Below are 21,982 nucleotides of genomic sequence, written 5' to 3' on the forward strand. Positions count from 1 at the left end.
ATAACTATGCGCGCGCCCCGCATCAATGTCAACACTTGTTGGCCTACACTTGTTGGCATGCGGAGGTCATCAGCGGAAACGAAGGAAGTGATCCTGGCCGCGGCCAGGCAGCGGTTCGCCGAGTCCGGCTACGAGCGCGCCACCATCCGGGCCATCGCCGCCGACGCCAACATCGACCCGTCGATGGTGATGCGCTACTTCGGCAACAAGGACCAACTGTTCGCCGCGGCGGCCGACTTCGACCTGCAGTTGCCGGACTTCGCCGCCGTCGAGGCCGACCAACTGGGTGCGCAGTTGGTCGGCTACTTCATGGATCGCTGGGAACGTGACGAGGCCCTGGTCGTGCTGCTGAGGTCGAGCACGACGAATGCCGAAGCGGCGCAACGCATGCAGCAGATCTTCGCCGGCCAGCTGTTGCCCACGATCGAGAAGATCAACGCCGACGACGCGCCTCGGCGCACCGGGTTGATCGCCACCCAGATGCTGGGTTTGGCGCTGTGCCGCTACGTGCTGCGGCTGCCACCGGTGGTCGCGATGTCACACGACGAGGTGGTCGCCTGGCTGGGTCCGACCATCCAGCGCTATCTGACCGGCCCGCATAATCGGCGGTGATGTGGACCCCGACTCTCGTCCTGATCGCCGTCACCACCCTCGCGAGCTGCGTCACGCTCGGCGGAGGCCTGTACGAGGTCCTGGTCGTCGACCCGGCGTGGCCCAAGCGCCCCGGCATCATCCAGCCCCGCAACGGCGGCGTCTTCCGCGCGCGATTCTGGCTGCCCGCGCACACCATCTTCGAGGTGCTGCTGATCGTGGCGCTGGTGGCGGCGTGGCACGACGCCGACGCGCGGGCCGCGCTGCTGGTGGCGTTGGCCAGCCACGTCGTCATGCGGGTGTGGTCGTTCGCGTACTTCATCCCCAAGGCGTTGGCGTTCGAGAAGGCCGACCCCGCGACCGTCGACGAGGCGTCCGCGGTCCGCTGGACCCGCCGGAGCCTGCTGCGCCTGCCGTTCGATGTCGTTGCGTCCGCCGCGATGCTTGCCGCGCTGGTTGGGTATAGCTGAGCCATGACCATTTCGACCGACGACGTACGACGCCTCCTGCAAGCCGACGACACCAAGGCCGTGCTGGTGTTGGTGGAGGGGCGGACGGAGGTGATCGGCGCGGGGCAACTCGCGGCGGAGGAGTACCGCGGCGCCCTGGAAATCGTCTCGCGCGAGGACTTGGTGAAGCGGTTGGGTGATGCGCCGTCGGAGCACGACATCGCCGAGCAGGCCGCCCAACTCGACGCGGCGGTCAATGAACTAGGCGGTTGAAAACGGTCAAGCCTCGATCTCGCCCGCGATCTTCCGCTCGATGGCCGACCGTGTTCTCGCTGGCAGCACGATGAGCCCGTCGAGTTCCTTCTGCGCCCGCGTGTAGGCGCTCTGCCGCTCCTGCGGTGTCGCTCCCTCGTCCGAAGCCAGCCGCAGCAGATGCTGCCCGCGGGCCAGCCGCTCCTGCGCCTCGGCGGAGAAATCGCTGCGCCGCCGCCGGATCGCCTCCGACTCCGCGACATCGAACGCCGACACGTATTCGGCGACCGCGTCCCGGTATTCGAGTTGCGCGGCCCGGTCGCCGAGGATGTCGTCGACGTGGTCGGGCCGCAGCAGATCGGCGCGGCTCTTGGCCTTGTGGAAGCCGATGGTCAACGGATCGCGCATATCGGTCATCAGCGGGAAGTCCAACAGCTTCGCGATGTCCAGTTCGTATTCGAGCCAGCGCTCGTCGGTGCGGTTGTGCCGCTCGAGCAACTTGGTCATCTCGCGTTTGTAGCCGGCTTCGTTGGCGCGGGCGCGCCCGGAGGCCTCGGCGAGCGCGACCTTGGTCTGCTGCTTGATGCGGTATCGCTCGAGCCGGCGCTGTGCCCTCCGCTCGTTGGCGACCGCGACGGCCCGCACTGCTCCGCCGATAGCGCCCATGAAGGGGAAGATCAGCCACCAGAAGTGGCCCGCGAACTCGAACACAGGTGCCACAACGCCAGCATGCCATCAGTCGGGACGCGTCGCGGAGATCGCCTGCGCGATAAGGTCGGCGACCCCGTCGGGATCGCTGAGCATCCGCAGGTGATCCCAGTCCCGACGCGCCACCCACCAGCCGAGCCGTTCGGCTTTGTCCGCGGCGGCGTCGAACGGCGCCCCGAGCCGGACGAACGCGCACACGACCGGATCCGCGAACCGTGCGCCAGGCGCCGGTTCGTCGAAGTAGGGCACCGGTAGCCGCGGATTCTCGGCGATCAACCGGTTGCGTCGTGCCGCGTCGGGCACCAGTTCCGCCAGCGTCCCAGGCGGGAACCATTCGTGATACGGCGGCAGCACACCGTCGTTGGCCAGGTCCCGTAACTGCCGCTCCAGCCCCGGTGGGGCGGTGTCGAACCAGCTGCGGCCCGGTTGCGGCAGCATGGCGTCGACGAACACGGCTGCTCGTACCCGGTCGCCGAGCGCCTCGGCGACGGCGGGCAGCAGCGCGCCCGCGGCGCTGTGTCCGACGAGCACGACAGGACCGCTGCCGTCGACGACGGAGGCCGCCGCCGCGAATTTCGGGTAGTACGGCGCGCCCGCCGCCGCCACACCGGTCAGATCAGGAACCAGGCACCGGAACCCGTTCTGCCGCAACACCTCTGCGGTGTACACCCACGTCGACGGCCCCACCGCCGGGCTGTGCACGAACAGCAGCGTCGGGGTCACAGCCCGATCCGCCGGTACCGCCCCAGCCGTGCCGCCAGCCGCTCATGTGCGGGCACCGAGCGCAGCGTGTGTAGTTCGTTGGCGATCGTCGCCGACAACCTCCTGGTGAACGCCATCGGCTCGTCGGCCGCGTCGGGAAGCTCGGGCACGATCGCGTCCACGATCCCGGCGCGTAACAGGTCCGCCGATCGAATGCCCTGCGCGGCAGCCAGTTCCGGTGCATGCGCGACGTCGCGGTACACGATCGCGCTGGCCCCCTCCGGTGGTAGCGGCGCCAGCCAGCCGTGCAGGGCGGCCAGCACCCGGTCCGCGGGCACCATGGCCAACGCAGGCCCGCCGCTGCCCTGGCCGAGCAACACCGAAACGGTCGGAGTGTCCAGCGTCACGAGTTCGGCCAGGCACCTGGCGATCTCACCGGCCAGCCCACCCTGTTCGGCCTCGGTCGACAAGGCGGGGCCCGCGGTGTCGATCACGAGCACCAGCGGCAACCGCAACCCCGCCGCCAACGCCATACCGCGCCTGGCCTCTCGCAGCGCCGCGGGGCCGACCAGGCCCCCGACCACCCGCTGCTGTCCGAGCACGACGGCGGGCTGGCCGCCGAACCGGGCCAGCGCCAGCATCATCGTGGCGGCCTCGCCCCGCTCGGTGCCCGACAGCAGCAGCCGCTCAGTTGTGCCGTGCCGCAACAGGTATCCGACGCCGGGCCGGTCCGGGCGCCGCGACGCCTCGACCGACGCCCAGGCTCCGACATCCGGGATCGGATCAGCGGCGGGCATCGCGGGCGGTGCGCCTGCCGGATCGGCCACCACCGTCAACGTGCGGTCCAGCGTCGCGCGCAGTGCATCCAGCGGCACCACGCCGTCGATGACGCCGTGCCGGTGCAGGTTCTCCGCGGTCTGCACACCCGCAGGGAACGGTTCGCCGTACAGGTGCTCGTACACCCGCGGGCCGAGGAAGCCGACCAGTGCGCCGGGTTCGGCTGCCGTGACGTGACCGAGCGACCCCCACGACGCGAACACGCCGCCCGTGGTCGGGTGGCGCAGGTAGACGAGGTAGGGCAGGTGCTGTTGTTTGTGTAGTTCGACGGCCGCGGCGATCTTGACCATCTGCAGGAACGCGACGGTGCCCTCCTGCATCCGGGTGCCGCCCGAACTCGGCGACGCCAGCAGCGGCAGCCGCTCGGCCGTCGCCCGCTGCACCGCGGTGGTGATGCGTTCGGCGGCGGCCACCCCGATCGAGCCCGCCAGGAAGTCGAACTCGCACAACACCACTGCGACCCTGCGGCCGAACACCGTACCTTCGCCGGTCACCACGGCCTCGTCGAGCCCGGTGCGCGCCGCCGCGTCGGCCAGCTCGCGACGGTATTGGTCGTCGGCGGCCACCGCCACCGGCGCGGTGTCCCAGCTGCGGAACGAACCGCGGTCCAGCACGGCGTCGCGCAGCTGAAGGGCGCCGATGCGACTCACTGCACGAGGCTATCTCGCGTGACGTTCCCGATGTGAATGGCGAAGCGGCCGAACCGCCGCCATAATTGGCAGTCGTCGGATAAGAGTGCTAACGCCGCTGCGAGAGATTTTTGAGGAGGGAAACCTGTGAGCGGCAAGGATTTCAATGACTTCAACATCGAAAATGTCGACACCGAAGCCATCGAACCGCTGCGAATCGCGCTTGTCGCGCCGCCTTACTTCGACATTCCGCCCAAGGGGTACGGGGGCACTGAGGCCGTCGTCGCCGATCTGGCCAACGCGCTCGTCAAGCGCGGGCACCGGGTCACCCTGCTCGGGGCGGGTGCGCCGGGCACGGCCGCCCGGTTCGTCCCGCTCTGGGACCGGCCGGTCTCCGAACGACTCGGCCAGCCCTACCCCGAGATCATGCACGCCCTGCGGGTGCGGCGGGCCATCGAGCGACTGGTGGACACCGACGGCGTCGACATCGTGCACGATCACACATTCGCAGGCCCGCTGAACATCCCGTTGTACAAGACGTTGGGCCTGCCGACGGTCGTCACCGTGCACGGTCCCATCGACGAGGATCTGTACCCCTACTACCGCGAGTTGGGTGACGACGTCGGGCTGATCGCGATCAGCGACCGGCAGCGGGAGCTCGCTCCGGACCTGAATTGGGTTGGCCGCGTCCACAACTCGCTGGCCATCGACGACTGGCCGTTCCGCGCCGAGAAGGGCGACTACGCGCTGTTCCTCGGCCGGTACGCGCCGTACAAGGGCGCTCACCTCGCTCTGCAGGCCGCACATCAGGCCGGCCTGCCGCTGGTATTGGCAGGCAAATGCAGCGAGCCCGCCGAACAGGTCTACTTCGACGAACAGGTGCGCCCGTTGCTCACCGAAGACGATCATGACTTCGGGCAAGCCGACGCGGTCAGCAAGCGCAAACTGCTCGCCGAGGCCCGCTGCCTGCTGTTCCCGATCCAGTGGGAGGAGCCGTTCGGGATGGTGATGATCGAGGCGATGGCGTGCGGCACCCCGGTGGTCGCGCTGCGGGGTGGCGCCGTGCAGGAGGTGCTCGTCGACGGGGTCACCGGCATCGTGTGCGACCGCCCCGACGAACTGCCCGCGGCGATCGCCAAGGCACAGACCCTCGACCCGGCCGCCTGCCGACGGCACGTGGCCGCGAATTTCGGTGTCGGCCGGTTCGGTTCGGGATACGAGCAGATCTACCGCTCCGTCGTCGAAGCCGCCACGGTTGGGCATCGAACGATGGCGATCCGACGCGTGATCCGTCCTGACGAGCGAGCCAGCGCGTGAGCACCCCCGCCACCCTCAACAGCGGCGAACCCGCCAGCATCGGGTTCGGCGGGGACACAGTGACTTTGGTGGAGGGGTCGACGTTCTGCCTGTCCGACCGCAACGGCGACGTGGTGCCGGGCCGCTCGCACGGCATGTTCTTCCGCGACGCCCGCGTGCTGTCCAAATGGGAACTGCTGGTGGACGGGCGACCGCCGGAGCCGTTGTCGGTCCAGACGCCGGAAGCCTTTGCCGCGCAGTTCATCCTGCGGCGAGCACCGCGAGCCGGCCTGGCCGACAGCACGTTGCTGGTGGTCAGGGAACGGCTGGTCGCCGACGGCCTGCACGAGACCATCTCGATGCACAACCTGGCGGGCGAGGCGACGGTGGTGACGCTCGAGTTGCACGCCGACGCCGACTTCGCCGACCTGTTCACGGTCAAGGAGGGCCGCGCGCTCATCGGCAGCGCCGATATGACGGTCGTCAACAACGAACTCGTCCTGCACGACCGCAGTGACCGGGTCAGGGGGCTGACGGTGAGCGCATCGGGCGAGCCGACGGTGATGCCGGGCTCGTTCACCTGGCGGGTGGTGGTGCCGCCGCGGCAACGCTGGCAGGTCGAGATCGTCGTGCAGCCGACATGGGCCAACGTCAGCGTGAAGAGCCGGTTCCGCAGCGGCGAGGACTTCGAGTCCAGCGCCCCCGCGCAGAAGATCGAAGCCTGGCGGGTCACCACCACCAAGGTTGAAGCCGGCCATCTGGACCTGTCAGAAGTGTTGCACCGCACCGAAAGTGACCTCGGCGCCCTGCAGATCCACGACGAGGCCGACGACGGTCGGCCGTTCGTCGCGGCCGGGGCACCGTGGTACATGACGCTGTTCGGACGCGACAGCCTGCTGACGGCGTGGATGGCGCTGCCACTGGACTGCGAGCTGGCCTTGGGCACCTTGCACCAGTTGGCCGAGATGCAGGGGCGCCGCGTCGACCCCATCACCGAAGAGCAGCCCGGCCGCATCCTGCACGAGATCCGACGCGGACCCGCCAGCACGCACGTCCTCGGCGGCACCGTGTACTACGGCGCGATCGACGCCACCCCGTTGTTCGTGATGCTGCTGGCCGAGTGTTGGCGGTGGGGCGCCGACGAGTCGTTCATCCGCGGTCTGCTTCCCGCCGCCGACGCCGCGCTGGCGTGGGCGGCCCGATACGGCGACCGCGACGGCGACGGCTTCATCGAGTACCAGCGCGCGACCGACCGCGGCCTGATCAACCAGGGCTGGAAGGACAGCTTCGACGGCATCAACGACGCGAGCGGCCGGACGGCCGAGACCCCGATAGCGCTGTGCGAGGTGCAGGGCTACCAGTACGCCGCGCTGTTGGCGCGGGCAGAACTGGCCGAGGCCTTCGGTGAACCCGCGACCGCCGCGCGTCTGCGCGACCGGGCGTGCGCACTTCGCGACAGGTTCAACGACGCCTTCTGGCTGCCGTCCAAGGGGTGGTACGCCGTCGCGCTGGACGGCCGCAAACGCCCGGTCGACGCGCTGACAAGCAACGTCGGGCATTGTCTGTGGACCGGCATCGCCACCGACGAGCACGCCGAGGTGATCGTCGAGCGGCTGTCGGGGGAGGACATGGACTCCGGCTTCGGGCTGCGGACGCTGTCGGCCGCCATGGGCGCGTTCAACCCGATGAGCTACCACAACGGCTCCGTATGGCCGCACGACACGGCGATCGCGGTCGCGGGACTGCTGCGATACCGGCACCTGCCGAACGCGGTCGCACTGGCCGAACGGCTCTCGACCGGGTTGCTGGACGCCGCGCAGTCCTTCGGCGGCCGGCTCCCGGAGTTGTACTGCGGCTTCCCACGGTCCCAATTCCGGTCGCCGGTGCCCTATCCGACGTCGTGTTCGCCGCAGGCATGGGCGAGCGCGGCCCCGCTGCTGCTGGTCCGGTCGTTTTTGGGGTTGGAGCCGCACGTGCCGCACCGCCGGCTCACGGTGGCGCCGCGGCTTCCCAAGGGGTGGGGCCGCGTGGCGCTCACGGATCTGCGGTTGGGCAGCGCCACCGTGCACATTCAGGCCGAAGAGCAAGAGGTGAAGGTCACCGGTGTGCCCGACGGCTGGGAGTTGGTCACCGCGGAAGCCGAAAAACAGGGCCGCTAGGGTGGCGCCATGATTGGTGTGACCCGCGACGGCAACGTGCTGACCCTCGAGATGCAGCGTGCCGAACGGCGCAACGCGCTGAACGGTGAGCTGGTCGACAGCCTGCGCGAAGCGATCGAGAAGGCCGCGACCGAGGACGTCCGAGCCATCGTGCTGACCGGCCAAGGGCACGTCTTCAGCTCCGGGGCGGACCTGTCCGACGCCCAGGGCGTGGCCGACGAGCTGCCGGACAAGGCCAAGGCGCTCAACCTCGCCATCGACGCCGCACCGGTGCCGGTCATCGGCGCGATCAACGGGCCCGCGATCGGCGCAGGCGTCATCCTGTCGATGATCTGCGACCTGCGCGTCGTTGCGCCCGACGCCTACTTCCAGTTCCCGGTCGCGAAATACGGTCTGGCGCTTGACAACTGGAGCATCCGGCGGTTGACGTCGCTGGTCGGCGCCGGCCGGGCCAGGGGCATGCTGTTGGCCGCGGAACGACTCACCGCCGACGTCGCACTGCAGACGGGGATGGCCAACCGGATCGGCACGCTGGCCGACGCGCAGGCATGGGCCACCGAGATCGCCGGGTACGCACCGCTGGCGCTTGCGCACGCCAAGCGGGTGCTCAACGACGACGGCGCCTATGAAGACCCGTGGCCCGAGCACCAGGAACTGTTCGACAAGGCGTGGGCATCGCAGGACGTCATCGAGGCCCAGGTCGCGCGCATCGAGAAGCGGCCACCGAGGTTCCAGGGCGCCTGATGGTGGTGCGCGCCGCCTTGCGCTTCGGTTTCGGCACGGCATCCCTGCTGGCCGGAAGTTGGGTGTTGCGCGCGCTGCACGGCGCCCCCGCCGCGCTGGGGGCCTCGCCCGCCGAGATCGCGGAGGTCGCCCGGCGATCGCCGAACTTCTCCGACGGAACCTTCGTCAATGTCGATCCCGCGTCCGGCATCAGCCTCGACCGCGAGGAACAGCGGCGGATCATCTGGGACCTGGTCGGCTCGCGGGGACAGTCGCGGCCGTCCGGACCGATCCCCGTGGTCGAACCCGCGCCAGGCGAAACGGCCGCATCGCGTCTGGCGGTGCGCTGGTTCGGGCACTCCTCGGCGCTCATCGAGGTCGACGGCTACCGCGTGCTGGCCGATCCGATCTGGAGTCGCCGCTGTTCACCGTCCCAGACGGTGGGTCCCGAGCGGTTGCACGAGGTGCCTGTGCCGTTGGAGGCGCTGTCCGCCGTCGACGCCGTCATCATCAGCCACGACCACTACGACCATCTCGACATGGAGACGGTGCTGGGTCTGGCGCGCACCCAGCGGGCGCCGTTCGTGGTGCCACTCGGAGTGGGCGCACATCTGCGCAAGTGGGGGATCCCGGACAGCCGCATCGTCGAACTCGACTGGAACGAAAGCCATCAGATCGCCGATCTGACGCTGGTGTGCACCCCCGCCCGGCACTTCTCCGGCCGACTGTTCAGCCGCGACACCACGCTGTGGGCGTCATGGGTGATCGCAGGGCCGCGGCACCGTGCGTTCTTCGGCGGCGACACCGGCTACACCAAGAGCTTCGCCGAAATCGGCATGGATCACGGGCCTTTCGACCTGACGCTGTTGCCGATCGGGGCGTATCACCCGGCGTGGCCGGACATCCACATGAATCCCGAAGAAGCGGTGCGCGCCCATCTGGACGTCGCCGAGGCCGACTCCGGACTGCTGGTGCCGATTCACTGGGCGACGTTCCGGCTGGCCCCGCATCCGTGGGCGGAGCCCGTCGAGCGGCTGCTGCGCGCCGCCGACCCCGCGGGTGTGCATTTGGTGGTGCCCAAGCCAGGGCAGCGTGTCGATTCGGACACCGCGTCAGCTGAACCGTGGTGGCAGCTCGCCCATGCCTGACACCTGGCTGTCCGATACCCGCTCCTCGTACGACGCCGACGCCTCCGGCTACGCCGAGCAGGTACGCGGGTTGCTCGACGAGAGGCCTTTCCTGCGCGGAAGCCTGGCGTTGTTCGCCGATCTGGTGCGCGGTGCCGGAGGCGGACCAGTGGCCGATGTCGGCTGCGGGCCGGGGTACGTCACCCGCTACCTCCACGACGCTGGAGTTGACGCGTTCGGCATCGATCTCTCGCCCGAGATGATCGCGCTCGCGCGGCGCAGCTACCCCGACCTACGTTTCGAGGTAGGGACGATGACCGACCTCGACCTGGCCGACGGCTCTGTTGCCGGGTTGGTGGCGTTCTGGTCTGTGATCCATGTGCCCGACCGCACCGTGCCCGGTGTGTTCGCGGAGTTCCGCCGCGTGTTGCGTCCAGCGGGTCCGTTACTGGTCGGGTTTCACGTCGGTGACGAAACAGACCACGCGTCGCAGGGGTACACGGGTCGCCGGATCAACGTCGACAGTTATCGCCGCCCGCCGGGCAAGGTCGCGGACTGGCTTCGAGATGCGGGGTTCACGATCGACGCCGAACTGGTCATGAGGCCCGATGAGGACGTCCCGGGAGCCGTCATCTTCGCCCGCAGCCCCACCTGACCGTCAGTCGTACAACTTTCGGGCATTCGCTGGGCTACCGTTCACGACATGAACGCATTGGCTCGGGCGACCGTAGCCATGCTGGTGCTCGCGTTGGCAACGGGCTGCACCAAACCGGTCGAACATGCACCGCCGCCGACGGCACAGTCGCTGTCCGATCAACCGCCGCCGTTGGTGCCTGCGATGCCGCTGCCCGAGAACGCCGTCGACGACGCGGTGGCCAAACTCGACGGCATCGCAGGCTCACTGATGAGGAAGTCCGGCATCCCCGGGATGGCCGTCGCGGTGGTGCACAAGGGGAAGACCGTGTACGCCAAGGGCTTCGGGGTCAAGGATGCGAGCGCAGCGGATGAGCCGAAGAACCGGGTCGACCCCGACACGGTGTTTCAGCTTGCGTCGCTGTCGAAGTCGCTGAGTGCAACCGTCGTCGCTCATCAGGTCGGCGTCAACGCGATCGGCTGGGATACCCCGATCGTGTCGAAGTTGCCCTGGTTTGCGCTCTCAGATCCGGCCGTCACCCAGATGGTCACCGTCGGGGACATGTTCTCGCACCGCTCAGGGCTGCCCGACCACGCGGGCGACATGCTCGAAGACCTTGGCTACGACCGACGCCATGTGCTCGAGCAACTTCGCCGACTGCGGCTCGACCCGTTCCGAATCTCATACGCCTACACCAATTTCGGGCTGACCGCGGGCGCCGAAGCGGTGGCCGCGGCCGCAGGTAAGCCGTGGGAGGACCTCGCCGACGAGGCGCTGTTTCGCCCGCTGGGCATGACGTCGACGAGCTTCCGGTTCGCGGACTACGAAGCCAAGCCCGATCGCGCCGTCGGCCACATCCACGTCGACGGAAAATACGAACCGCGCTACGTCCGTGACGCCGATCCCCAGTCGCCGGCGGGCGGCGCCAGTTCGTCGCTCAACGACGTAACACGCTGGCTGGCGATGGTGCTGGCCGACGGCAGCCACGACGGTAAGCAGATCGTCGACTCCAAGGCGTTGCTGCCCGCCGTCACACCGCAGATCGTGTCGAGTCCGGCGTCGGAGCCCGCGATGCGATCGGGGTTCTACGGCTTCGGCTTCAATGTGGGCTCGACGTCCGCGGCGCGGATGGCGCTGAGCCATTCCGGGGCATTCGAATTGGGCGCGGGCACCAACTTCCTGATCCTGCCGTCGGCGGACGTGGCGATCGTCGCGCTCACCAACGCGACGCCGTCGGGCGTGCCCGAATCGCTGACGGCCGAGTTCGCCGACCTGGTCCAGTTCGGCGAGGTGCGCGAGGACTGGTACAAGCTGTACAGCGATGTCTTCGCCGAGATGGAGCAGCCGACGGGTTCGCTGGTCGGCAAGACACCGCCGCCGAATCCCGCGCCCGCCGCACCGCTGTCCGCTTACGTCGGCACCTACCGTAACGACTATTGGGGGCCTGCCCGCGTCACCGAGTCCGACGGCGCGCTGCATCTCGCATTGGGTACCAAACTCGATGTGCCGCTGACCCATTGGGACGGAAACGTGTTCAGTTACACATGGGTGTCGGAGAACTCGCCGCCGGGGACGGTGTCAAAGGCGACGTTCGACGGCGACAAGCTCACACTGGAGTACTACGACGCGTTCGAGCAGGGGACGTTCACCCGGTGACCACCATCGTCGCAGCAGGCCTCAGCGACGCCGAGGTGGCCCAGCGGATCGCCGAGGGCAAGACCAACGACGTGCCGACCCGCGCCGCACGCAGTGTGTCGGACATCGTGCGGGCCAACGTCTTCACCCGCATCAACGCGATCCTCGGTGTGCTGCTGGTCATCGTGCTGGCCACCGGGTCGGTGATCAACGGGTTGTTCGGACTACTGATCATCGCCAACAGCGCCATCGGCATCGTCCAGGAGTTACGGGCCAAGCAGACGCTCGACAAACTCGCCATCGTCGGTCAGGCGAAGCCGTTGGTGCGCAGGCAATCCGGTACCGTCGCGCGGTTGCCCGGCGAGGTGGTCCTCGACGACGTCATCGAGATCGGTCCCGGCGATCAGATCGTCGTCGACGGCGAGATCCTGGAGGAGACCAACCTCGAGATCGACGAATCGCTGCTGACCGGTGAGGCCGACCCGATCGCGAAAGACGCAGGCGACCCCGTGATGTCGGGCAGCTTCGTCGTCGCGGGCACAGGCGCGTACCGGGCCACCAAGGTGGGTCGTGAGGCGTACGCGGCGAAACTGGCCGAGGAGGCCAGCAAGTTCACGCTGGTGAACTCCGAATTACGCAGCGGCATCAACAAAATCCTGCAGTTCATCACCTACCTGCTCTGGCCTGCAGGCCTGCTGACCATCTACACGCAACTGTTCACCACCGATGTGGGTTGGCGGCGGGCGGTGCTCGCGATGGTTGGCGCGCTGGTCCCGATGGTGCCCGAGGGCCTGGTGCTGATGACGTCCATCGCGTTCGCCGTCGGCGTGGTCCGGCTGGGACGTCGGCAGTGCCTTGTCAACGAATTGCCCGCCATCGAGGGGCTGGCCCGCGTCGACGTGGTGTGCGCGGACAAGACCGGGACACTGACCGAGAACGGTATGCGGGTAGCGGATCTCAAGCCGTTGAGCGAGGCTGGAGTGGGTGATGTGCTGGCGCAGCTGGCCGCCGACGATCCCCGCCCCAACGCCAGCATGGCGGCCATCGGCGAGGCCTACAAGATGCCGCCGGGCTGGAGCGCGACGGCGACAGCGCCGTTCAAGTCGGCGACCAAATGGAGCGGCGCATCCTACGGCGAACACGGCAACTGGGTGATCGGGGCGCCCGACGTCCTGCTCGCGCCGGGGTCGCCGGTGGCCGAGCAGGCCGAGCAGATCGGGTCGTTGGGCTTGCGGGTGCTGCTGCTCGGCTCGAGCGACCTGCCCGTCGACCATCCCGACGCGCCTGGCGTCGTCACGCCGGTGGCCCTGGTGGTACTCGAGCAGCGGGTCCGCCCGGACGCCCGTGACACGCTCGAATACTTTGCCTCGCAGAAGGTTTCCGTCAAGGTCATCTCCGGCGACAACGCGGTCTCGGTCGGCGCGGTGGCGGGATCCCTCGGCCTGGAGGGCGAGACGATGGACGCCCGCGAACTTCCCGACGAGAACGACAGGCTTGCCGACACTCTCGAGGAGTGCACGACGTTCGGTCGGGTGCGGCCGGACCAGAAGCGCGCGATGGTGCACGCGCTGCAGTCCCGCGGGCACACCGTCGCGATGACCGGCGACGGCGTCAACGACGTGCTCGCGCTCAAGGACGCCGACATCGGTGTGGCGATGGGGTCGGGCAGTTCGGCCTCGCGTGCGGTGGCCCAGATCGTGTTGCTGGACAACAAGTTCGCGACGCTGCCGCATGTGGTTGCCGAGGGCAGGCGGGTGATCGGCAACATCGAACGGGTCTCGAATCTGTTCCTGACCAAGACGGTGTACTCGGTGCTGCTCGCCATCTGCGTGGGGCTGGCGGGCCTGGCGTCCAAGGTCATCGGGTCCGATCCGCTGCTGTTTCCGTTCCAGCCGATTCACGTGACGATCGCGGCGTGGTTCACCATCGGCATCCCGGCGTTCATCCTGTCGTTGGCCCCGAACAACGAGCGGGCCCACCCCGGCTTCGTGCGCCGGGTGATGACGGCGGCGCTGCCGTCGGGCCTGGTGGTCGGCATCGCGACGTTCACGTCGTATCTGGCCGCGTATCAGGGCCGCGAGGCGTCGGCGGTCGAGCAGACGCAGGCCTCGACGGCCGCGTTGATCACGCTGCTGATCGCCGCGGTGTGGGTGTTGGCGGTGATCGCACGCCCGTATGAGTGGTGGCGCGTGCTGCTGGTCGGGGTGTCCGGCCTGGCCTACGTGGTGATCTTCTCGCTTCCGCTGGCGCAGAAGACATTCATGCTCGACCCGTCCAACGTCAAGATCACCTCGATTGCGGTGGGCATCGGCCTGGTCGCAGCGGTGGGGATCGAGGTGATCTGGTGGGTGCAGGGGCGGGTTCTAGGTGAGCGCCGCACGTTGTGGAAGCAGCGGTAGGGTGGGCACATGGGATTTCTGGACAAGCTGAAAGACCTGGCCTCGAAGAACAAGGGTGCAGTGGACACCGCCATCGACAAGGCCGGAGACATCGTCGACCAGAAGACGCAGGGCAAGTACGCGAGTCAGGTCGACAAGGCGCAGGAAGCGGCCAAGAAGGCCGTCGACAAGACCCCTCCTCAACAGAACTGAGTTATGGCCAAACTTTCCGTCTCCGTCGACGTCCCGCTACCGCCGGAGAAGGCATGGCAGTGCGCGTCTGACCTGTCCCGGTACAAGGACTGGCTGTCGATCCACCGGGTGTGGCGCTCCAAGCTGCCCGAGACGCTGGAGAAGGGCACCACCCTGGATTCCATCGTCGAGGTCAAGGGCATGCCGAACCGGATCCAATGGACCATCGTGCACTACCGGCCGCCGGAGGCCATGACGCTGAACGGCGACGGCAAGGGTGGCGTGAAGGTCAAGCTGATCGGCAAGGTGAAACCGGCGGGCGAGGGTTCGACGGTCACCTTCGACGTCCACCTCGGCGGTCCGGCGTTGTTCGGCCCCATCGGCATGGTGGTGGCGGGCGCGCTGAAAAGCGATATCCGCGAATCGCTGAACAGGTTCAAGTCGGTCTTCGCGCCGGCTTAGTTTTTCGGCGAGCCGGCCACAGGCGTCTGGCTGAACTCGCGGACAGCCGTCCGAGGGTCTCTTGACCGGACCAGCGCCTCGCCGACCAGCACCACATCGGCGCCCCAGCTCCGATACTCCGCCACGTCCTGCGGGCCGGCGACCCCCGACTCTGCCACGCGCACAACGCCTTCCGGGAGAAGCGGCGCGAGTTCGGCGAAGACGGAGCGATTCACCTCCAGGGTGGTCAAATCCCGGGCATTGATGCCGAGGAGTTTCGCGCCGGAATCGACTGCCCGACCGACTTCCTGGGCCGTGTGCGACTCGACGAGAGCGGTGAGCCCCAACTCGGCACACAGCCCCAACAGGTCGGCCAATTGCGTATCGCTTAGCGACACGACCATCAACAGTGCGAGATCCGCGCCGTGGGCGCGTGCTTCCCACAGTTGATACGGGTCGACGATGAAATCCTTGCGCAGGATCGGGATGTCGACGCGCGAGCGCACCTCGTCCATGTCGGCCAACGACCCACCGAAGCGACGGCGCTCGGTGAGCACGCTGATGGCTGCCGCGCCACCCGCCGCGTACTGGGTCGCCAGCAATCCAGGATCGGGGATGTCGGAAAGCGCGCCCTTGCTCGGACTCTTGCGCTTCACCTCGGCGATGATCGATACCCCCGGTGAGCGAAAGGCAGGCATCGGATCGAGCGCGGGGCCTTTGTCGGCAACACGTGATCGCAATTCCGCCTGCGAGACTTGGCGTTTGCGGTCCTCGAGGTCTTCGCGAACCCCTTCGAGGATTCCGTCCAAAACACTCACAGTCGTATCTCCTCGCTGGATCGCAAACACGCCACGCCGGGTCTCACCTTGTTACTAACGAACGCGACAGCCTGTTTCATCCCTTGCGAATATGGCTGGCATCTTGTCTATGCTGGCCGTCGGTTGCACTCAAAAGCTTTCCGCGCGTGCACAACCGGAGCATCGAGGCCCGGCCGCAAACAACGATCATTGGAGAATTGATGACGAGATCCGTGCCCGCAGGAGCCCAGGACTATTCGCGCATGACGACCATGGTGACCGGATTCTGGGTGACTCAGATCGTCCGTGCGGCGGCCATCTTCAATCTGGCAGATCATCTCGCGGCGGGTATCGACACCCCGGAAGCGATCGCGGCCGCGGAATCCATCAACGTGGACGCCACCCGGCGTTTGCTCCGCACGTGCGCCTCGTTGGGGATGGTGACGTCCGCCGATGGGGTGCACTTCACCGGAACGTCGTTGCTGAGCACACTGCGCAAGGACGATCCAAACTCGATGCGGGGCATGGCACTTGCGCAGGCCGCACCCGGGCATTGGTTGAGCTGGGGACGCTTCCCGGACGCTGTGCGCAGTGGTGAAAGGCAGATCAGGGCCGCACACGGCGAGGCCGACACGATCTTTGATTACTTCGCCGCGCACCCCGACGAGTCCAGTCTTTTCACCGAAGCCATGTCGAACCTCACCGCCACCGTGGCGAACGAGATCGCGGCAATGGTCGATACCCGCGGTGTGGACTTCGCGCTGGACGTTGGAGGAGCCAACGGCGAAGTCGTCCGTGCGATGATGCGTGCGAACCCCGACCTACGCGGCGGCGTCTTCGACCTGCCGCACGTCGTGCCGGAGGCCGAGGCGGCTGCTCGCAAGGACGGCCTGAACGACCGCTTCGTCGCGGTGGCCGGCGACTTCTTCGCATCTGTATCGCCGGCCGACTTGTACCTGCTCAAGTACATCCTGCACGACTGGGACGACGATGAGTGCGTACGGATCCTGAACAACTGCCGCGCTGCCCTCCAAAAGGGCGGGCGCATCGTCGTTATCGACTACCTCGTTGGGGAACTGGGTACACCGGGGCTGCCACCACTGATGGATATGAACATGCTCGCCATCACCGGCGGCAGAGAACGCAGCATCGACGAGTTCGACGACCTCTTCGACGCCGCCGGACTACGTCGCAAATCCGTCGGCCAAGCTGGGCAGTTCGCGGTCATCGAGACGGTGGCCATCTGAAAGTCACGGGGCGCCACCCTGTCTCGCGATGCGCTCGTCGTGGATGCGGACGAGCTCGCGGAAGCCGATCCGGTGGTACTTCGGCACCGGTTGGATGCCCCAATCGTCACGGGCGGTGTCCTTGCCTTCGGCGCCCTCAGGTGGGCCGAGCGGCGGGTAGGGCACCTTGCACTCCAACGTGTCGTCGGAATAGCGGACCTTCAGCAGTTCGCTGCAGATCTCGGTCAGGCTCAACGTCGGATAGCCGTAGTACACCGCCATGAACGGCAGCGTGAACGCACCCTCGATCACGAGCGCCACCAGGCAGACCAGCACCGCGCGTTTGATCCACTTGTGCATGTTCGCGTAGTACGGCGTGGTGCCGGGCGGCAGGTCCGCAGTCTTCTCTTCGGCTGCTGTCGTCATGATCGGAACTCCTTCAGTCGGAGAAGATTTCGCGGTTGACCGTGTGCAGATAGGGGATGGCGAGGAACGGCGTGATGTAGAAGATGTCGTAGAGCCACCAGCCGATGACCGGGAACACCACACCGGCGTATCGCACGTCGGCATACATGGTCATGTTGAACACGTACAGACACCAGATCAGCACGCCCATCCAGCAGGTGATGATCATCCATTGGTGACCCCAGCGCTTCATCTGCAGGAACCCGATCGCGGCGGCGCACCGCATCGCGAAGACGGTCAGGATCATCCCGAACACCATGGACTTCTCGCCCGGCCCGGCGGCGCCGCCGACCCACAGTTCGTTGTAATGCCAGAAATAGCCGGCATCGAACATGGCGCCCCAGCCGACCATCAGCACCCGGTTGATCAGCGTGTGGTTGGCCACCAGATCCAGCGCCCAACCCAAACTGTTGAGCATTCCGTCGATCAGCACCAGATATCCGATCAGTGTGACGATCATCGGCCGCATCGACAGACCGGCGCGGGCGGCCTGCCGCTGCAGCCAAACCCCGCGCAGGAAGATCGGCAACCCGAAGATCCCCGGCGCCCACATCCCCATCAGGGCGGCGCCGACGATCATCGACTTGTCCGCTCGGCGTTGCGCCAGCCGCGATTGCTCGTCGTGCTGCTCGAGGCTGACCGCACCGCCGGTCCGCACGTCCAGGCTCACAGATCCCACCACCCTCGCGCGAAGGACATGTAGAGCTGGATTCCGAACATCGTCAACAGGTAGCCGTAGATCACGATCTGCAGGACGATGAGCGCTCTCTTGCGCTTGCGCTCCTTTTGATCCATCTCGAGAACCCCTTCTAACCCTCAGCGGTCGCCAGGCTGGCCACCGCCACTTCGCGTAAGCCGTCGGTGATGGCTCCGTCGGTCGACAGCGGCGCCAGGATGCACGCCTCGGCGGCCTCCAATTCAGTTGCGCCGGCGGCGATCAGCTGCGCGGCGGTGACCAACACCCTGGTCGACGGCGGTTCGAAGTGGAACGCCTCGTCGGCCGTGCGGATGGCGGTGGCACAGCCGACGAGGCGCCTGGCCGTCGCGGGATCGACACCGGCCTCGGCGACGATGACCTCTGCTTCGCGGTCTGCGGGAAGGTATCGCATCGGCAGCGTGACGAACCGCTGCCGGAATGACGGCTTCAGCTCCTTCAGTGAGCTTCGGTATGCGGGGTTGTACGAGCAGACGAGCATGAATTCGTCCGGCGCCTTGACGACTTCGCCTGCGCGGTCGAGATACAGTGCGCGCCGGTGGTCGGTCAGGGAATGCAGGATGGCCAGCGAGTCGTGGCGTGCTTCGACGACTTCGTCGAGGTAGCAGATGGCGCCGGCCTTGACGGCTCGGGTGAGCGGGCCGTCGGTCCACACGACGTCGCCGCCGGTCACCATGAACCGGCCGACCAAGTCCGAACTCGTCAGATCGTCGTGACAGCTGATCGTGACGACGGACCTGCGCAGCAGCACACCCATGTGCTCGACAAGCCGCGTCTTACCGCATCCGGTGGGCCCGGTGAGCATCACCGGCAGTCGCTGCCGGTACGCCTGCTCGAACAACTGGACTTCGTCACCGTTCGAGAAATACGTCTCGGTCATGCGCGATCCGCTCCGCTTCTCGCTGGGCGTCATGCGGCCACCAACTCCCTGTGCACGTGGGCGAGCACCCGCGGCAGATCTTCGACCCGCCGAATGCGTTGCGAGCGGCGGGGCCCGAACACATCGGGCAGCGGGTCGACCCGCGTCGGCCCGACCCCGACGTAGTAGATCGAGACGCCCGCGTCGTTGGCTTCTTCGACTGCGTGCGCGGCGTCGGCCCAGGCGTAACGACCCTCATAGCCTTCGTCGGAGATCAGGCCGTCGCCGATCACGATGAGCAGTCGCCGTTCGGACGGCTGCGCGAGAAGTCGGCTGGTCAGGTGACGCAACGGCGCGCCGAGCCGGGTGTAGCCGCCTGTCACGAGGCCAAGCCGGCTCGGCGGCACGAAGCGGCGATCGTGAAAGTCCTTGAGGCAGTTGACCTCGACACGATGCCGCGTGTTGCCGGTGAACGCGAAGATGCCGTGCCGCTCGCGCGCATGCGTCATCGCCCGCGACAGCGCGTCGGCACACGCCAGCTCCAATTTGAACATCCGTCCGCCGTGCACCCCCAGCGACGAGCTGCCGTCGAGCAGCAGCGCCGTGGTGACGTCGCGGCTGGCGGGCAGCAGTTCGCGGAAGATCCGCGGTTCGAAGGCCTCGCCCGTCGTTAGGTCGATGTAATGGCTGACGTACTGCTCGACGTCGAGATCGGACCCGTCCTCCTGGCGGTTCTTCATGGCCCGATGTGTGTGCTCCTCGAACCACTTTCGGAGGTCGGCGGACACCATGCCCGGCTCGCGGGTGTGGCTGGTGTGCTGGCGCTCGAGAACCGCGACGTGGTTCGGCATGAAGCTGTTGGTCCACGCATTCCATTCCGGATACGGGATTCCCGGCCGGTGCTGCGGGGTGATGTCGAGATCGTTGTCGTGTGGCCGGCTCGGCGGCGGCAGATTGGAGTTGCGCACACCGCCGTCACCGCCGACAGGCACCGAATATGGCCGAGGAAGACGCTTCTGCGTTGTGGTCCAAGGCATTCTGCCGAAGGTGCGACGCAGCCTGTCCGAGAAACCCTGCGGCGTGGTGAAGGCCGAGGGCAACCTGCCGATCAGCGGGTCAATGTTCAGGGGCTGCCCCGAGCGGGCCAACGAAAGCGCCCTGTTCAACATCTCCGCGGCATCCAGGTCGCCGGGCAGCGCCTCCAGATCGGGCAGCACCCGCCGCGTTTCGTCGACCAGTCCCGGCCAGTTGTCGGTGATCCACCCGAGGGCGACGGCCGCCTCGACCAGGTGAAGCGCTCGCAGTTCGCGGGTGGACAGTTCGTTCAACCGATAACCGCCGAGCAGGTCCTTGGACGGCGAACATTGCAGCGCCACACCGCAAGTCAATGTCCTGCGGGTCCAGTCGCCGCCGATCGGCGGGTACGGCACGTGGACGTAGTCCAGGCCGGAGGTCAGGCTGAAGGCGCGGTGTTCGCCGGTGACCAGTCGGACGCCGTGACGGCGTTGGCTACTCAATGCAACGGCCGTGACAGCGCAACTGCGTTCGGTCGCCATCGCGTGCCCATCGGACAAGTCGGTCATCGACGCGTCAGAAGGTGCCGATATTGGAGAACATCCAGTACCAGAACCAGATGATCAGTCCGGTACCGCCCCACGCCGCGACGTAGCGCAGTATCTCCCAAACCCAGTCCATCAGCCTTTTGTAACCCACACACTGACTTAAGTCAATGAGTGCAGTCAATCGGAAAAGATCTCCCTGTTGACCGAATGCAGGTACGGGATGGCGAGGAACGGCGTGATGTAGAAGATGTCGTACAGCCACCATCCGACCACGGGTAGCACGACGCCCGCGTAGCGCACGTCGGCGTACATGGTCATGTTGAACACGTACAGGCACCAGATCAGCACACCCATCCAGCAGGTGACCATCATCCACTGGTGACCCCAGCGCTTCATCTGCAGGAAGCCGATGGCCGCGGCGATCCGCATGGTGAACACCGTGAGGATCATCCCGACTTCCATGGCTTTCTCGCCGGGCCCCGCAGCACCACCAAGCCACAGCTCGTTGTAGTGCCAGAAGTACCCGGCGTCGAACATTGCGCCCCAACCGTTCAACAGGATTCGGGCCAGGATCGTATGGTTGGCGACCAGGTCGAGGGCCCAGCCCACGGTGTTGATCGCGGCGTCGATGATGACCAGATATCCGATCAGCGTCACCAACATCGGCCGGACGGTGAGCCCTTCGCGTTGCGCTTTGCGCAGTAACCACACTCCCCGCAGGAAGAGGGGGAGGCCGAATACGCCGAGTGCCGCGGTACCGATCAGCAGGCTGCCCGAGATCAGCCACTTGTCGGCCCGCCGTTGCGCCTGGCGCGACTGCTCCATGTGTTCGTCCAGGCCGCTGGCGCTCACGGTCAACGATGGGGGATTCACGGCGGCTCCTCCTGCAATCGGTAGCCAGAGCCTCGCAGTGAAACTGACTATAGTCAACCAGTCAGCGTGCTTCTATGCCTCGTAACGTCCTGGCGACATAGTCGTCGAGCATCGCGCTCTGGTTGGGCCAGTTGTGTGTGGTGGTCAACAGGGCGTAGATGCCGAGCAGAAAGAACACCGCACTGTTCATCGGGTTCACGTCCGGTGCGACTCGCCCGGATTGCTTGGCGCGCTCGATCTCCTGGGCAACCCTGACGATGACGGGGTGTTCGTTGCTCTCGTCGGCGGGACGCGACTGCGAGAAGTGCAGGGCGAGAAAGTCCTTGAACAACATCGCACCCAGTCGGCGTTCCAGTCCGAGCACCAGCCGAACGGCCTCGTTCAGAATCGACTCGATGTTGCGGTGCGAGTCGGCGTACCGGCTCAGCTGCTTGGCGATCCGCTCCTCCTCACGCCGTTCGAGTTCGAGCAGGACGTGTTGTTTGGTCGGGAAGTGGAAGAAGAAGGTGCCGTGCGCGACGCCCGCGGCGGCGACGATCGCGCCGACGTCGGCCTCGGCGATGCCTGCGCGCTTGAACTCGGCGACGGCGGCGCCCATCAACCGTTCGCGCGTCTGCAGCCGTTTCGCTTCGCGCGCTGAGGGTTTGTCCACCACGGCCATGCTCCGACGATAGCAACCCGCGCCGGGTCTTGACACATGTGATTGACTGCAGTCAATTTCGCGAAGCGAGG

General features: G+C 66.9%; 24 protein-coding genes. 13 read left to right on the forward strand and 11 right to left on the reverse strand.

The features are described 5' to 3' along the window. Positions 1–57: 57 nt before the first annotated feature. Genes C1A30_RS31095 through C1A30_RS31105 form a run of 3 tightly spaced genes read left to right on the forward strand, consistent with a single transcriptional unit; the run spans position 58 to position 1,313 of the window. Positions 58–612 (forward strand): TetR/AcrR family transcriptional regulator, encoded by a 555-nt coding sequence (locus C1A30_RS31095; RefSeq protein ID WP_101952066.1) that lies wholly within the window; start codon positions 58–60, stop codon positions 610–612. After that, positions 612–1,061, forward strand: coding sequence for a hypothetical protein (locus tag C1A30_RS31100; protein ID WP_101952067.1), 450 nt, complete (start codon positions 612–614; stop codon positions 1,059–1,061). The genes C1A30_RS31095 and C1A30_RS31100 overlap by 1 nt, the downstream gene beginning before the upstream one ends. Positions 1,062–1,064: 3 nt before the next feature. Beyond that, positions 1,065–1,313, forward strand: coding sequence for a hypothetical protein (locus C1A30_RS31105; protein WP_101952068.1), 249 nt, complete (start codon positions 1,065–1,067; stop codon positions 1,311–1,313). Positions 1,314–1,319: 6 nt separating this feature from the next. On the opposite strand, the gene C1A30_RS31110 is transcribed toward C1A30_RS31105, so the two are convergent. From C1A30_RS31110 to C1A30_RS31120, 3 genes are read right to left on the reverse strand one after another with little or no spacing between them, the layout of a single operon-like run. After that, entirely contained in the window at positions 1,320–2,012 is a 693-nt protein-coding gene (locus C1A30_RS31110) for a hypothetical protein (RefSeq protein ID WP_200828476.1), read from the reverse strand. Between the two features lie 15 nt (positions 2,013–2,027). Further along, complete coding sequence (locus C1A30_RS31115) at positions 2,028–2,723, reverse strand: alpha/beta fold hydrolase (RefSeq protein ID WP_101952069.1); 696 nt, start codon at positions 2,721–2,723, stop codon at positions 2,028–2,030. Beyond that, positions 2,720–4,189: a carboxyl transferase domain-containing protein gene (locus tag C1A30_RS31120; protein WP_101952070.1), complete on the reverse strand. Its 1,470-nt coding sequence runs from the start codon at positions 4,187–4,189 to the stop codon at positions 2,720–2,722. The genes C1A30_RS31115 and C1A30_RS31120 overlap by 4 nt, the downstream gene beginning before the upstream one ends. 126 nt (positions 4,190–4,315) lie before the next feature. Between C1A30_RS31120 and C1A30_RS31125 the strand changes: the two genes are divergently transcribed. From C1A30_RS31125 to C1A30_RS31165, 9 genes are read left to right on the forward strand one after another with little or no spacing between them, the layout of a single operon-like run. After that, the gene (locus tag C1A30_RS31125) at positions 4,316–5,485 is read left to right on the forward strand and encodes a glycosyltransferase family 4 protein (protein WP_235010278.1); all 1,170 of its coding nucleotides are present in this window, start codon (positions 4,316–4,318) and stop codon (positions 5,483–5,485) included. Next, positions 5,482–7,623: a glycogen debranching N-terminal domain-containing protein gene (locus C1A30_RS31130; protein WP_101952071.1), complete on the forward strand. Its 2,142-nt coding sequence runs from the start codon at positions 5,482–5,484 to the stop codon at positions 7,621–7,623. The genes C1A30_RS31125 and C1A30_RS31130 overlap by 4 nt, the downstream gene beginning before the upstream one ends. A 9-nt stretch (positions 7,624–7,632) precedes the next feature. After that, positions 7,633–8,367, forward strand: a complete 735-nt coding sequence (locus C1A30_RS31135; RefSeq protein ID WP_101952072.1) for an enoyl-CoA hydratase — start codon at positions 7,633–7,635, stop codon at positions 8,365–8,367. A 2-nt stretch (positions 8,368–8,369) separates the two neighbouring features. Then, complete coding sequence (locus C1A30_RS31140) at positions 8,370–9,494, forward strand: MBL fold metallo-hydrolase (RefSeq protein ID WP_101953013.1); 1,125 nt, start codon at positions 8,370–8,372, stop codon at positions 9,492–9,494. Then, positions 9,487–10,128 (forward strand): class I SAM-dependent methyltransferase, encoded by a 642-nt coding sequence (locus C1A30_RS31145; RefSeq protein ID WP_101952073.1) that lies wholly within the window; start codon positions 9,487–9,489, stop codon positions 10,126–10,128. The genes C1A30_RS31140 and C1A30_RS31145 overlap by 8 nt, the downstream gene beginning before the upstream one ends. Before the next feature lie 48 nt (positions 10,129–10,176). Next, positions 10,177–11,763, forward strand: a complete 1,587-nt coding sequence (locus tag C1A30_RS31150; protein WP_101952074.1) for a serine hydrolase — start codon at positions 10,177–10,179, stop codon at positions 11,761–11,763. Continuing rightward, complete coding sequence (locus C1A30_RS31155) at positions 11,760–14,141, forward strand: cation-translocating P-type ATPase (protein ID WP_101952075.1); 2,382 nt, start codon at positions 11,760–11,762, stop codon at positions 14,139–14,141. The genes C1A30_RS31150 and C1A30_RS31155 overlap by 4 nt, the downstream gene beginning before the upstream one ends. A gap of 9 nt (positions 14,142–14,150) precedes the next feature. Then, positions 14,151–14,333, forward strand: coding sequence for an antitoxin (locus C1A30_RS31160; protein WP_101952076.1), 183 nt, complete (start codon positions 14,151–14,153; stop codon positions 14,331–14,333). Positions 14,334–14,336: 3 nt separating this feature from the next. Then, complete coding sequence (locus tag C1A30_RS31165; RefSeq protein WP_101952077.1) at positions 14,337–14,774, forward strand: SRPBCC family protein; 438 nt, start codon at positions 14,337–14,339, stop codon at positions 14,772–14,774. Here C1A30_RS31165 and trpC read toward each other — a convergent pair. Continuing rightward, positions 14,771–15,571, reverse strand: coding sequence for an indole-3-glycerol phosphate synthase TrpC (gene trpC / locus C1A30_RS31170; RefSeq protein ID WP_101952078.1), 801 nt, complete (start codon positions 15,569–15,571; stop codon positions 14,771–14,773). The genes C1A30_RS31165 and trpC overlap by 4 nt on opposite strands. Before the next feature lie 200 nt (positions 15,572–15,771). Between trpC and C1A30_RS31175 the strand changes: the two genes are divergently transcribed. After that, positions 15,772–16,797 (forward strand): acetylserotonin O-methyltransferase, encoded by a 1,026-nt coding sequence (locus C1A30_RS31175; RefSeq protein WP_235010279.1) that lies wholly within the window; start codon positions 15,772–15,774, stop codon positions 16,795–16,797. A gap of 3 nt (positions 16,798–16,800) precedes the next feature. Here the strand turns inward: C1A30_RS31175 and C1A30_RS31180 are convergent, their stop codons facing one another. From C1A30_RS31180 to C1A30_RS31205, 7 genes are all read right to left on the reverse strand, one after another. Next, on the reverse strand, positions 16,801–17,202 hold the full coding sequence (locus tag C1A30_RS31180; protein ID WP_101952080.1) for a hypothetical protein: 402 nt from the start codon (positions 17,200–17,202) through the stop codon (positions 16,801–16,803). 13 nt (positions 17,203–17,215) lie between these two features. Continuing rightward, the gene (locus C1A30_RS31185; protein ID WP_101952081.1) at positions 17,216–17,911 is read right to left on the reverse strand and encodes a hypothetical protein; all 696 of its coding nucleotides are present in this window, start codon (positions 17,909–17,911) and stop codon (positions 17,216–17,218) included. Further along, the gene (locus C1A30_RS36390; protein WP_255397307.1) at positions 17,908–18,036 is read right to left on the reverse strand and encodes a hypothetical protein; all 129 of its coding nucleotides are present in this window, start codon (positions 18,034–18,036) and stop codon (positions 17,908–17,910) included. Before C1A30_RS36390 ends, C1A30_RS31185 begins: the two co-directional genes overlap by 4 nt. 14 nt (positions 18,037–18,050) lie before the next feature. Next, complete coding sequence (locus C1A30_RS31190; RefSeq protein WP_101953014.1) at positions 18,051–18,836, reverse strand: CbbQ/NirQ/NorQ/GpvN family protein; 786 nt, start codon at positions 18,834–18,836, stop codon at positions 18,051–18,053. 29 nt (positions 18,837–18,865) lie between these two features. Then, positions 18,866–20,398 (reverse strand): nitric oxide reductase activation protein NorD, encoded by a 1,533-nt coding sequence (locus tag C1A30_RS31195; protein WP_101952082.1) that lies wholly within the window; start codon positions 20,396–20,398, stop codon positions 18,866–18,868. A 156-nt stretch (positions 20,399–20,554) separates the two neighbouring features. Further along, positions 20,555–21,202, reverse strand: a complete 648-nt coding sequence (locus C1A30_RS31200; RefSeq protein ID WP_235010403.1) for a hypothetical protein — start codon at positions 21,200–21,202, stop codon at positions 20,555–20,557. 109 nt (positions 21,203–21,311) lie between these two features. Next, complete coding sequence (locus tag C1A30_RS31205) at positions 21,312–21,911, reverse strand: TetR family transcriptional regulator (RefSeq protein WP_101952083.1); 600 nt, start codon at positions 21,909–21,911, stop codon at positions 21,312–21,314. Positions 21,912–21,982: the final 71 nt, after the last annotated feature.

Source organism: Mycobacterium sp. 3519A (assembly GCF_900240945.1).
Taxonomy (GTDB): Bacteria; Actinomycetota; Actinomycetes; order Mycobacteriales; family Mycobacteriaceae; genus Mycobacterium.